12 protein-coding genes are annotated in these 12,518 nt (G+C 69.0%); 8 read left to right on the forward strand and 4 right to left on the reverse strand.

Annotated features, from left to right (window positions below):
* Positions 1-10 precede the first annotated feature (10 nt).
* From Q0568_RS10975 to Q0568_RS10985, 3 genes are read right to left on the reverse strand one after another with little or no spacing between them, the layout of a single operon-like run.
* Positions 11-787: an ABC transporter permease gene (locus tag Q0568_RS10975; protein WP_298866338.1), complete on the reverse strand. Its 777-nt coding sequence runs from the start codon at positions 785-787 to the stop codon at positions 11-13.
* Entirely contained in the window at positions 784-1,836 is a 1,053-nt protein-coding gene (locus tag Q0568_RS10980; RefSeq protein ID WP_298866340.1) for an ABC transporter ATP-binding protein, read from the reverse strand. Before Q0568_RS10980 ends, Q0568_RS10975 begins: the two co-directional genes overlap by 4 nt.
* A complete protein-coding gene (locus tag Q0568_RS10985; RefSeq protein WP_298866342.1) occupies positions 1,836-2,504 on the reverse strand; it encodes an ABC transporter permease in 669 nt (222 codons plus the stop codon). The genes Q0568_RS10980 and Q0568_RS10985 overlap by 1 nt, the downstream gene beginning before the upstream one ends.
* A 120-nt stretch (positions 2,505-2,624) precedes the next feature.
* Between Q0568_RS10985 and Q0568_RS10990 the strand changes: the two genes are divergently transcribed.
* A complete protein-coding gene (locus Q0568_RS10990) occupies positions 2,625-3,473 on the forward strand; it encodes an IclR family transcriptional regulator (protein ID WP_298866344.1) in 849 nt (282 codons plus the stop codon).
* Positions 3,474-3,498: 25 nt separating this feature from the next.
* Here Q0568_RS10990 and Q0568_RS10995 read toward each other — a convergent pair whose 3' ends face one another.
* Positions 3,499-4,713, reverse strand: a complete 1,215-nt coding sequence (locus Q0568_RS10995; RefSeq protein ID WP_298866346.1) for an ROK family protein — start codon at positions 4,711-4,713, stop codon at positions 3,499-3,501.
* A 113-nt stretch (positions 4,714-4,826) separates the two neighbouring features.
* On the opposite strand from Q0568_RS10995, the gene Q0568_RS11000 reads away from it, so the two are divergent.
* The 7 genes from Q0568_RS11000 (at position 4,827) to Q0568_RS11030 (ending at position 12,426) form a co-directional block, all read left to right on the forward strand.
* Positions 4,827-6,140, forward strand: coding sequence for an ABC transporter substrate-binding protein (locus Q0568_RS11000; RefSeq protein WP_298866348.1), 1,314 nt, complete (start codon positions 4,827-4,829; stop codon positions 6,138-6,140).
* Complete coding sequence (locus tag Q0568_RS11005) at positions 6,137-7,048, forward strand: carbohydrate ABC transporter permease (RefSeq protein WP_298866351.1); 912 nt, start codon at positions 6,137-6,139, stop codon at positions 7,046-7,048. Before Q0568_RS11000 ends, Q0568_RS11005 begins: the two co-directional genes overlap by 4 nt.
* Positions 7,048-7,920, forward strand: a complete 873-nt coding sequence (locus tag Q0568_RS11010) for a carbohydrate ABC transporter permease (RefSeq protein WP_298866352.1) — start codon at positions 7,048-7,050, stop codon at positions 7,918-7,920. Before Q0568_RS11005 ends, Q0568_RS11010 begins: the two co-directional genes overlap by 1 nt.
* A gap of 33 nt (positions 7,921-7,953) precedes the next feature.
* Complete coding sequence (locus Q0568_RS11015) at positions 7,954-9,645, forward strand: glycoside hydrolase family 13 protein (protein WP_298866353.1); 1,692 nt, start codon at positions 7,954-7,956, stop codon at positions 9,643-9,645.
* A gap of 122 nt (positions 9,646-9,767) precedes the next feature.
* Complete coding sequence (locus Q0568_RS11020) at positions 9,768-10,712, forward strand: zinc ABC transporter substrate-binding protein (RefSeq protein ID WP_298866355.1); 945 nt, start codon at positions 9,768-9,770, stop codon at positions 10,710-10,712.
* Positions 10,709-11,575, forward strand: coding sequence for a metal ABC transporter ATP-binding protein (locus Q0568_RS11025; RefSeq protein ID WP_298866357.1), 867 nt, complete (start codon positions 10,709-10,711; stop codon positions 11,573-11,575). Before Q0568_RS11020 ends, Q0568_RS11025 begins: the two co-directional genes overlap by 4 nt.
* A complete protein-coding gene (locus tag Q0568_RS11030; protein WP_298866359.1) occupies positions 11,572-12,426 on the forward strand; it encodes a metal ABC transporter permease in 855 nt (284 codons plus the stop codon). Before Q0568_RS11025 ends, Q0568_RS11030 begins: the two co-directional genes overlap by 4 nt.
* The last annotated feature ends 92 nt before the right edge of the window (positions 12,427-12,518 follow it).

Genomic DNA, 12,518 nt, shown 5'->3' on the forward strand with positions numbered 1-12,518 from the left:
CCGGCCGGGCTCAGAGGCCCTTCGGCCGGACGAGGTCCTCCACGACCCCGGCCAGCCAGTCGATGAGGACGGCGATGGCGGCGACGAGCACGGCGCCGGTGAACAGCACCGGGTAGCGCTGCAGTTTCAGGCCGTTGACGATCATGTCGCCGAGCCCTCCGGCGTTGATGAAGGTGGCGACGGTCGCGGTGCCGACCGCGAAGACCAGCGCGGTGCGCAGGCCCGCGAGGATCGTCGGGGAGGCCAGCGGCAGCTCGATGCGCCGGAGCACCTGGTTGGGGGTCATGCCCATTCCTCGAGCGGCTTCCTTGACGTCGTCTCCGACCTGCTCCAGGCCGACCATGGTGTTGCGCAGCACCGGGAGGAACGAATACGCGACCAGGGCGACGAGCGCGGTGGCGAAGCCGGTCTGCCAGACGATCGCCAGCAGGATCACCACGCCGACGGCGGGCGTCGCCTGCCCGATGTTCCCGAGGGCGAGGAAGAAGCTGCGCACCCAGCGCGAACGCGTGCGGTAGGCGAGGATGCCGGCGGGGATGGCCAGCACGGCCACCAGCAGCGAGGCGACGAAGGTCAGCAGCAGGTGCTCCTTGATGCGCGCCTCGATGTACGTCGGGTTCAGCGTGCGCTGCTCGATGGAGTCCAGCTGCAGCGTGGAGAGCCACCAGAACAGCAGCGCCACGGCGAGCACCACGATGACGGGTGCGGTGACGAGCCGGAGGATCCGCTGCGTGCGCTCCCTGGCGCGCGCCTTCCGCGGCGACAGCAGCGCGACCGTGGCGGTCATGGCGCCACCGCGCTCTCGGGACCCGACGCGGATGCCGGGGCGCTGGTGCCCAGCACGTGCGAGATGGCGGCGTGATCGATCGAGCCCATCGCCTTCCCGTCCGGGTCGGTCACGGTGATGCGCTCGGCGCCGCTGAGCACGATGAGGTCGAGTGCGTCGCGCAGCGACCCGGTCACCGGGATCCGAGGTCCGCCGCTGACGGCCGGCCCGAGGGCGGCATCCGATATCGGCATGAGCGCGAGTCGCTTGATCGCCGCGCCCTGGCCGATGAAAGAGGTCACGTAGTCGTTCGCGGGGGAAGCGAGGATGCGCGCCGGGGTGTCGAACTGCTCGATGTGGCTGCGTTCGCTGAGCACGGCGATCCTGTCGCCCATCCGGATGGCCTCGTCGAAGTCGTGGGTGACGAAGATGATCGTCTTGCCGATCTCGGCCTGCAGCCGCAGGAACTCGGCCTGCAGCCGCTCCCGGGTGATCGGGTCGGTCGCGCCGAACGGCTCGTCCATCAGCATCACGGGCGGGTCGGCCGCGAGGGCCCTGGCGACGCCGGCGCGCTGCTGCTGGCCGCCGGACAGCTGCCGCGGGTAGCGGTTCGCGAAGATGGAGGGGTCCAGCTGCACCGTGCGGAGCAGTTCGTCGACGCGGTCGGCGATGCGGTCCTTCTTCCAGCCGAGCATCTTCGGCACGGTGGCGATGTTCTCGGCTATCGTGCGATGCGGGAACAGGCCGATCTGCTGGATCACGTAGCCGACGTGGCGGCGCAGCTCGTTCGGGTCGAGGGAGAGGACGTCCTTGCCGTCGATGCGGATGCTGCCCGACGTCGGCTCGATGAGCCGGTTGACCATCTTCATCGTGGTGGTCTTGCCGCAGCCGGAGGGGCCGACGAACATGACCAGCTCGCCGGGACGGATGCTCATCGAGAAGTCCTCGACGGCGGGTGCGGGCTGGCCGGGGTACTGCTTGGTGACGTGGTCGAGCTCGAGTGCGACGCCCGCCGACTGCGCGGAGATGGCGCGGAAGAATCCGGTGTTGGTGTGGGTGGTGTCAGACATCAGGCGCGGAGTCCTTTCGAGGTGGTGGCCCTGGCCACGAGGATGAAGGCCGCATCGATGAGCAGCGCGAGGATGATGGTGGCCACGGTTCCGGTCAGGGCGTAGTTGACGGCGTTGAACGATCCCATCGACGACAGGCCGGTGAAGATGTACTGGCCGAGTCCGGGACCGGCGACGTAGGCGGCGATGGCGGCGATGCCCACGGTCATCTGCGCCGAGACCCGTACGCCGGCCATGATGACCGGCCAGGCGATCGGCAGCTGGGTGGTGACGAGGATGCGGGTGCGCCCTATGCCCATGCCGCGGGCCGACTCGACGATCTGCGAGGGCACTTCGCGCAGGCCGACGACCGTGTTGCGGATGATGGGCAGCAGCGCGTAGAACGCGAGGGCGACGATGCTCGGCCCCCAGCCGAGGCCCAGCAGCGGGGAGAGCAGTGCGAGCACGGCCAGCGACGGGATGGTGATGGCGATACCCGCGGCGGACAGTGCGGTGGCGCGCCCGATCGGCCGGTTCCACACCAGGGCGCCGATGAGGATGCCGATCACCAGCGCGAAGGCGAGGGAGATCGCCACCACGGCGAGGTGCTGAGCGGCGAGTTCGAGGACCTCGTCCCAGCGCTGCGCGAGGAAGTTGATGAAGCGGGACCATTTGAAGCTCGTGTCCATCGGCATCCTTTCTCTTCGTCGAGAGGGGGTTGCCCTGTTCGGGTAGGTCAAAGCTAGGACAGCGATGTCATTCTCACAATGGCTGTTGCATATATGACAACTGACGTTTAGATTCGGAGAATGGCATCCGTGTCCGAACCCCGTCGCAATTCGTCCGGCCTCGCACGGGACGTGGAGATCCTCGACATCCTCGGCGCGCCGGAGGCGATCCGCGAGGGTGGGCTCGGCGTCGTCCGGATGGCCCAGCTGACCGGGCGTGACAAGGCGGCGATCTCGAGGGCGATGGCCACCCTGGCCGCGGCTGGGCTGATCGAGCGCGACGAGGCCACCCAGCTGTACCGGCTCGGGGCGCGCCTGTACGCGCTGGCCGCACGCACGGTCGAGAGCCGGATGGTCGCGATCAGCCGTCCGCTGCTGCGTCGCGTCGCGCAGGGCACCCGGGAGACCACGCACCTGTGCGTGCTGCGCGGGGGCAACGTGCTGACGATCATGAGCGAGCTCAGCCCCCACGAGGTCAGGGCGACCGGATGGGAGGGCGTCACGACGGCCGCGTGGCGGACGCCCTCAGGGCGGGTCCTGCTGAGCGACTGGGATCGCGGCGCGCTCGAGCGCTGGTACGCGGAGCACGGCCAGGATCGGGTGATCGTCGAGCCCGCCGACTCGTTCACCACCGAGACCGACTTCTCCCTGCTGTGGACCCCGCCCGTCGACAAGGCGGTGATCACCGACTTCGAGTCGCTGCTGGAGGAGATCGCCCGCATCCGCACGCATGGCTACGCGCTGCTGGATGAGGAGCTGGAAGGCGGCGTGGTCGGCGCCTCCGCGCCCGTCCGCGACCTGAACGGGCGCATCGTCGCCGCCATCAACGTGAGCGCCCCCAAGATCAGGATGGGGGATCGCCTCCAGGCGCTGGGCCGGTACGTCGCCGACGCTGCGGCAGCACTCTCCGAGCAGCTGGGGGCCTCCTGAGGGTCGGTGCGCCCTCCCGGCGTGCTCACATCTCCCGCAGCCGCTCCTGCGCGAGACGCGGGAGCGCCGTGGCCCTGGCGCTCTGCAGTGCCGTGGCCAGCGCGCCCTGCGTGACGATGTCGCCGCCCAGTTGCGAGGCGATCAGCTCGGGCCGGGGCAGGTGCAGCAGTGGGGCGAGCGCCTCTCGGGTGGCGTCCAGCACCGGCCCGATGCCCTCGGCGACCGCGCCGCAGATGATCACGCGCTGGGGGTCGAACATGCTGCCCAGCACTCCGACGATGCGGGCCAGTCGCTCGCCCAGGCGATTGGCCACGCGCAGCGCGTCCGGGTCCTGCGCGGCCGCGAGCGCCATGATGTGCCCGCCGTCCACCTGCTCCGGTCGCAGCTTCGCCAGTGCGCCGTCGGGATCGGCCTCGCCGGAGCGCAGCAGGCGCTGTGCGAGCTCCTCGGCTGCTGCGCCCAGACCGAAGGCCGAGTCCACGTCGCGCACGTAGTCGAACGCGAACATCTCACCCACGCCGCCGTGCGCGCCGTGCAGCAGCAGCCCATCGACCACGACGCCGGCGCCCAGTCGCTCACCCGCCAGCAGCGCGATGTAGTCCCGGCATCCGATCGCCTCACCCGCAGCGCCCTCGGCGGCGGCTGCCAGCTGCGCGTCGTTCTTGATCTGCACGACCTGCGCCCAGTCGGCCAGCGCATCGACCAGGCCCGGGTTGGTGCGCTCCCAGAAGCCCTCCGGGTGCGGGGGTGATGAGCCGTCCCGCGCCACAGGGGCGGCCACGCCGGCGCACAGCGCGAGCACGTCCTTCCGGTCGATGCCGGCGGATGCCAGCGTGCTGCGCACGGCATCCACGATGTCATCGCGACGCTCCTGGGGCGTCTGCTGCGCACCCAGTGCGCGCCGGGCGGAGGCCAGCACGCTGCCGGCCAGATCGGCGACGGTCACGGTCAGGTGCGAGTCGCCCGAGTCGATGCCGATCACGGCGCCCAGATCGGTGGGCAGCTCGAAGCGGCGGGCGGGCCGGCCGGCGCGGTACTCGCCGGCATCCCGCGCGTTCGGCAGCTCCCGCAGCACGCCGGCCGCGACCAGGGTGTCCAGTGCGTCGATCGTCGTCGAGCGCGTCAGCCCGGAAGCGGCCATCGCGTCGCTTGCCGTGAAGACGCCGTGTCCCCAGGCCAGATCCAGCACGAGGCCCACGCTGCCTCGGCCGGTGCCGAGATCTGCGGAAATCTTCGCCATCGCTCTTGACCTCTCGGGTTCGCTCTGTCAAAGTATGTCCCAATCCAGTTGATTCGGCCAATAGATTTAATCATCGGATCTGATCCACGAGGGTCGGGACCCAGAAAGGGACGATGTTGTCTTCACGAAGAACACGCGCTCTCGCCATCGCTGCGACGCTCGTCCTCGCCGCCAGCGCACTGGCAGGCTGCTCGTCGGACGGGCGCGAGACGATCCGCTTCACCTTCAGCAAGCGCGAGGCGATCGGCTTCATGACCGATCTGGTCGCGCAGTACAACGCCTCGCAGGACAAGGTGCACGTCGACATCGACACCTCAGGGGTGGATGTCGTCTCGGCCAGCTTCGTGCGCGGCAACCCGCCGGACATCATGCTGGCCAACTACAACTTCGAGGTCGCCCGCTTCGTGCAGCGCTGCGCGCTGAGCGACCTGTCCGGCACGGATGCCGCCTCCTCGGTGCGCGACGACCTGCAGCCGCTGATGGATCAGTACGGCTCCTGCGCCGGCCGTATCAGTGCACTGCCGTACTCGGTGATGGCCGCCTCCGTCATCTACAACAAGCAGATCTTCGACGAGCAGGGCATCCAGGTCCCGAAGACCTGGGATGAGCTGCTGGCCGCCTGCGACCAGCTGAAGGCCGCCGGCATCACGCCGTTCTACGCCACCTTCAAAGACGACTGGACGGTCGGACAGGGCTGGTACGACTACGCCGTCGGCGGCTCGCTCGACGTCGTCGACTTCTTCGGCGAACTCAACGCCGAGGGCGCCGAGGTCGGTCCGCACTCCGCAGTGTCGTTCCAGAAGGACTTCGCGGGGCCCATCGGCAAGATGGAGAAGCTCGCCAGGGAGGATGTGAATCCGGATGCCGCGAGCCGCGGCTACGGAGACGGCAACCTCGCGTTCTCCCAGGGCAAGGCGGCGATGTACCTGCAGGGCCCGTGGGCGTTCAGTGAGATCGCGAAGACCGCGCCCGACCTGAAGCTCGGCACCTTCCCGCTGCCGATGACGAACGACCCCGACGACCTCGCCGTGCGGGTGAACATGGACCTCGCCGCGATGATCCCCGAGGGATCCCACCACAAGAAGGCCGCGCGCGACTTCCTGGAGTACCTGTACGAGCCCGCGCACATCAAGGCCTACAACGACTCCCAGCTCGGGTTCACCCCGACCAAGGGCGCCGAGGCGCCCGACGACCCGCGCGTGGCCGGCATGACCGACTACTACGCGAAGGGCCGGATCTACCAGGGCCCGTCGGTGCTGGTTCCCAAGACCATCCCCGTCTTCAACTACGCGCAGGCGATCGTGCTCGGTGCGCAGCCGAAGTCGATCCTCAGCACGATGGATGCCGATTGGGCCCGCATCGCGTTCCGCGCCCCGGTCGTGAAGAGCGATCCGTCGGCATCCGACGAGAAGGAATCCGCCGAATGAGCGCCACGAGCACGATCGTCACCGCGGGCGATGCCACGCGCCGACGCAGCCACCGACGTGTCGAGCCGATCTACTACTTCTTCCTCGTCCCGACATTGGTGCTGTTCACCCTGGCCATCACCGTGCCGGGCATCATCGGCATCTTCTTCAGCTTCACCGACTCGATCGGCATCGGGTCCTGGAGCTTCAACGGACTGACCAACTACATCGCGCTGTTCAGCGATCCGGCCATCCTGCAGAGCTACCTGTTCACGTTCGGGTTCTCGATCGCGACGGTGATCGTCGTCAACGTCGCGGCGTTCCTGCTGGCGGTGGGGCTCACCTCCCGCATCCGCTTCAAGGTGGGACTGCGCACGATCTTCGTGATCCCGATGGTGGTCTCCGGCATCATCATCGCGTACGTCTTCAACTTCCTGTTCTCCAACTCGATCCCCGCCGCCGGCGGAGCGCTGGGCATCCCCTGGCTGGGGACCAGCCTGCTGGCGAATCCCGACCTCGCCTGGGTTGCCATCGTGATCGTGACGGCCTGGCAGGCCATCCCCGGCACGCTGCTGATCTACATCGCGGGCCTCCTGTCGGTGCCGGGCGACGTGTACGAGGCCGCCGACATCGACGGCGCCAGCAAGCGGCAGCAACTGGTGAAGATCACCCTGCCGCTGGTCGCGGGTTACGTCGTGATCAACGTCATCCTCGGGTTCAAGGGCTTCCTGAACGCCTACGACATCATCGTCGGCCTCACCAACGGCGGCCCCGGAACCTCCACCCGCTCGATCGCGATGACCATCATCGCCGGGTTCAACGGCGGCGACTACGCGTACCAGATGGCCAACGCGACCATCTTCTTCATCGTCGCCGTCCTCATCTCCCTGCTGCAGCTCTCGCTGACCCGTGGAAGGAACGCCCTCTGATGTCGACGCAGACTCTGACGACCATCACCGCCGACGGCCGTCGACCCCGCATGGAGCGGGTCAACTGGTCCGGCACGATCATCCTCATCCTGTGCGCGGTGACGGTGCTGCTGCCGCTGTACGTGACCATCTCGATGGCGTTCAAGACCACCGGGCAGGCCGTCGACGGGAACGCCTTCTCGTTCCCGGTCCCGTTCAGCATCGACGGATTCGTGCAGGCGTGGAACCTCACGAAGTTCCCGGTCGGCGCCGCCGTCTCACTGGTGGTCACGGCCGGCACGGTGATCGCCACCATCGTGCTGGCGGCCTTCGCCTCGTACGCCATCGTGCGCAACTGGGACCGCCGCCTGTTCCGCTGGTCGTTCTTCTACCTGCTGGCTGCGATGTTCATCCCTTTCCCCGTGGTGGCCCTGCCGCAGATCCAGCTCACCGGCCGGGTCGGCCTGGACAACCCGGGTGGCGTCATCATCCTGGCCACCATGTTCCAGCTCAGTTTCAGCGTGCTGCTGTTCACCGCGTTCCTGCGCTCGATCCCGTTGGAGCTGGAGGAGAGCGCGCGCATCGACGGCGCCAGCACCTGGCAGACGTTCTGGCGCATCATCTTCCCGCTGCTGGGGCCGATGAGCGCGACCGTGGGCATCTTCGCCTTCCTGTACGCCTGGAACGACTTCATGATGCCGTCGCTGATCATCTCCGACCCGGCGCTGCAGACGCTGCCCGTGCGGCAGAACCTGTTCCAGACCCAGTTCAGCAACAACTACAACGTCTCGTTCGCGTCGTACCTGATGGCGATGGCTCCGGCCATCGTGGCCTACCTGTTCACGCAGCGGTGGGTCATGGAGGGCGTCACGCAGGGCGCCGTCAAGGGCTGACCGACCACCGATCCCCACCACCAAGGAGAATCCATGACACTCACGACCGATGCCGTCCTCGCCGGGGACTCCGCGATCGATGCCGACTGGTGGCGCCAGGCCGTGGTCTACCAGGTGTATCCGCGCAGCTTCGCGGACGCGGACGGCGACGGCCTCGGCGACATCCGCGGCGTCGTGCAGAAGGCCGACTATCTGGCCGGCCTCGGCGTCGACGCGGTGTGGCTGAGCCCGTTCTACCCCTCCGAACTCGCCGACGGCGGCTACGACGTGGCCGACTACCGCGACGTGGACCCGCGCCTGGGCACGCTGGCGGACTTCGACGACATGATCGCGGCACTGCATGCACGAGGCATCAAGGTCATCGTCGACATCGTGCCGAACCACTCGTCCAACCGGCACGCGCTGTTCCAGGCCGCGCTCGCCGCGGGCAAGGGGTCGCCCGAGCGCGACCGGTACATCTTCCGTGACGGTCTCGGCGCGAACGGCGAGCTGCCGCCGGCCGACTGGAGCTCGGTGTTCGGCGGCCCGGCATGGGAGCCGGTGGGCGACGGGCAGTGGTATTTCCACCACTTCGCCACCGAGCAGCCGGACTTCAACTGGGACAACCCCGACGTGCACGCCGAGTTCGTGCAGACCCTGCGATTCTGGTCGGATCGTGGTGTGGACGGGTTCCGCATCGACGTCGCGCACGGCCTGAGCAAGGATCTGCCGGCAGTGCTGCCCAGCCAGGCGGAGCTCGACGCGATGGATGCCGCCAGCGGCCGGCACCCGCTGTGGGACCGGGATGCCGTGCACGAGATCTACCGCGAATGGCGGCGGGTGTTCGACGAATACGACCCGCCGCGCATCGCGGTGGCCGAGGCGTGGGTGGCCACCGCCGAGCGGCGTGCGAAGTACGCGTCCCCCGACGGTCTCGGTCAGGCATTCAACTTCGACCTTCTGGAGGCCGACTTCGACGCCGCGCAGTTCCAGCGCATCGTGGCCGACAACCTCGCGCAGAGCGCTGCGACCGGTTCCTCGTCGACCTGGGTGCTCTCCAACCACGATGTGGTGCGGCACGCCACCCGCTACGGCCTCGCGGCGCTGAACGGCAGCAGAGTCAAGCAGGGTTCGCACTGGATCCTCGCCGGGGCTCCCGCCGACCAGATCGACCTGGAACAGGGCAGTCGCCGTGCGCTGGCCGCGACGCTGTTCCTGCTGGGGCTTCCCGGCAGCACCTACCTGTACCAGGGCGAGGAGCTCGGCCTGCACGAGGTGGGCGACATCGCACCCGAGGACAGGCAGGATCCCGCGTTCTTCCGCGGAGCGGATCCGGATCGCGATGGCCTCGGTCGCGACGGCTGCCGTGTCCCGCTGCCGTGGACCTCGTCGGGTGCGTCGTTCGGGTTCGGCGCCGGTGGCGCGCACATCCCGCAGCCGGGCTGGTTCGCGCAGTACGCCGTCGAGGCGGAGGATGCCGATGCGTCGTCGTCGCTGAACGTGTATCGCCGAGCGCTGGCGCTGCGTCACGACCTGCAGACGGTCGAGGAGCTGGCGTGGATCCGCTCGGGGCGTGCCGACGTGTTGCGCTTCGCTCGCCCGAACGGCTGGCAGGTGGTGACGAACTTCGGCGCCGAGCCGTTCGAGCTGGGCTCGGATGCCGCAGACGTGGTGCTGTCGACGCAGCCCCTCTCGGACGGTGCGCTGCTCGGCGAGGCCACGGCCTGGATCGCGCCCGGGGCCTGACCCCGGAGTCGCACTGTTCGCGGGTCCCGAATCGCGTGCTCCTTCGACGTGAGGCCGCGATTCGGGACCCGCGAGGAGCAGCCGAGTTGAGAATGGTTCTCATTAGCGATTAGCATGGGGCAATGCGAAAAACTCCGGCCATCGCCGCGCTCCTGACCGCCGCCGCTCTGGTACTGACAGGATGCGGCTCCACAGCGGCCGGTCAGGCCGACGACGGGCGCGTGCAGGTGGTCGCCTCCACGAACGTCTACGGATCGCTGGCGGCGCAGATCGGCGGCGACCAGGTCGACGTCACCAGCCTGATCGACTCGAAGGCCCAGGATCCGCACTCCTTCGAGGCCACTGCACGCGACCGGCTCGCCGTGCAGCACGCCGATCTCATCATCGAGAACGGCGGCGGCTACGACCCCTTCATGGAGCAGCTGCGCGATGGCTCGGACGCCGCGGTCATCACCGCCGCCGAGTTCTCGCACGACTACCCCGGCGCGACCGTGAAAGAGGACGACCACAGCAAGGATCACGAGGGCCATTCGCACATCGAGGGCTTCAATGAGCACGTGTGGTTCGACGTGCACACCATCACGCACGTGGTCGAGCGGATCACGACCGATCTGACGAAGCTCGATCCGGCGGGCAAGGCCGGGTTCGCGGCCAGGGCCGAGAAGGTCACCGGCGAGCTGACCGCGCTGCAGGCTGACCTCGACGCCCTGCATGCGAAGCACGAGGGACAGAAGGTGTTCATCACGGAGCCGCTGCCCGGGCTGCTCGCCGCCGCGGCGGGGCTGGACGACGTCGCGCCGGACGGGTTCGCCTCCGCCGTGGAGGAGGGCGACGACGTCGCGCCCGCCATCCTGCTCGATGCCCTGCACGTGGTCGAGGGCGGTGAGGTGCGCGCCGTGCTCACCACCGCGCAGACCGGCGGCTCCGAGACGACGCGGGTGACGGATGCCGCGAAGCGCGCCGGCATCCCCGTCGTGACCTTCTCGGAACTGCTCGGCCCCGATCAGACATATGCTCAGTGGATGCGCTCCGCGATCGACGACCTCAGCGCCGCCCTGGACCGATGAGCGGGACGCCGGCCGGCGTGAGCGCGCCCGTGCTCAGCATCCGCGGCGCCTCGCTGCAGCGCGATGACCGCGAGCTGTGGGCCGGACTCGATCTCGACGTCGCGGCCGGCGAGTTCATCGCCGTGCTCGGACCGTCCGGCTCGGGCAAGACGACGCTGCTGCGCAGCATCCTGGGCCTGCAGCCGCTCTCGGCCGGGAGCGTGACCGTCGACGGCACTGCGGCCCGTCGGGGGAACTCCCGCATCGGCTATGTGCCCCAGCAGCGTCCGCTGCCGCCGGACACCAGCCTGCGCGCCCGCGACCTGGTCGCGCTCGGCGTGCACGGCATTCGGTTCGGATTGCCCATCCCGCGCCGCGGCGACCGCGCCCGCGTCGATGAGCTGCTGAAGGGCGTGGAGGCCGCGCACTACGCCGACCGGCCCGTCGGACTGCTCTCCGGCGGCGAGCAGCAGCGGCTGCGCGTGGGCCAGGCGCTCGCCGACGACCCCGTGCTGCTGCTGTGCGACGAGCCGCTGTCGAACCTCGACCTCGCCAATCAGCGCGCGGTCGCGGAGATCATCGACCGACGACGCCGACAGCACGACACCGCCGTGCTGTTCGTCACGCACGACATCAACCCGATCCTGGACCGCGTCGATCGCATCCTGTACATCGCCGGCGGGCGCTTCCTGCTGGGCACCCCCGACGAGGTGCTGCGCACCGAGGTGCTCACGGCGCTGTACGGCACGCCCGTGTACGTGTTCCGCACGGGTGGGAGGCTGGTCGTCGTCGGCGTGCCGGATGCTGAGACCAGGCACGAGCACGAGACCTCAGCGACCCAGGGCCCGGGAACCGGCACCCTGCCCACCGGGGGCGCCGCATGATCCCGATGCTGAACTGGGGCGACATCTTCTCGTTCCAGGACTACGGCGAGCTGCTGGTGCTGCTGTCCAACTCGCTGCTCGCCGGCGCCGTGCTGGGCATCGTCGGCGGCCTGATCGGCGTCTTCGTCATGCAGCGCGACCTGGCTTTCGCCGTGCATGGCGTGAGCGAGCTGTCCTTCGCCGGCGCCGCCGCCGCGCTGCTGTTCGGCGGCAGCGTGGTGGTCGGATCGGTCGCCGGCGCGCTGATCGCCGCCATCCTGATCGGCCTCCTCGGTGTGAAGGCGCGCGAGCGCAACTCGATCGTGGGCGTGCTGATGCCGTTCGGCCTCGGCCTCGGCATCCTGTTCCTCTCGCTGGTGCAGGGCCGCACGGCCAACCGGTTCGGCCTGCTGACCGGGCAGATCGTCTCGGTCTCCAACCCCGACCTCGGTTGGTTGATCGGGATGAGCCTGATCGTGCTGGTGGGGCTGCTGCTGATCTGGAACCCGCTGCGCTTCGACTCGCTCGATCCGGAGTCCGCCGCGGCGCGCGGTGTGCCGACCCGCGCCGTGAGCCTGGTGTTCATGGTGCTGCTGGGGCTGATCGTGGCCGTGAGCGTGCACATCATCGGCGCGCTGCTGGTGATGGCGCTGCTGGTCACCCCAGCTGCCGCCGCGATGCGCCTGTCGGCCGGGCCGCTGGCCGTGCCGCTGCTGGCGGCGCTGTTCGGGTTCGTGTCGGCCGTGGGCGGCATCCTGCTGGCGCTCGCCGGGACCCTGCCCGTGAGCCCGTACATCACGACGGTCTCGTTCTTGATCTACCTCGGATGCTGGCTCGCGCAGGTCCTGCGCACCCGGATCCGCCGCGTCTGACCCCCACTGCATCCGTCGAGAGCACGACATGTCGCCGAGTGCACGGATCGTTCGCGCGAACTTCCCGTGCGTTCGGCGAGGTCCCGTGCTCT

Origin of the sequence: uncultured Microbacterium sp., assembly GCF_937927635.1 — a bacterium.
Classification (GTDB): Bacteria; Actinomycetota; Actinomycetes; order Actinomycetales; family Microbacteriaceae; genus Microbacterium.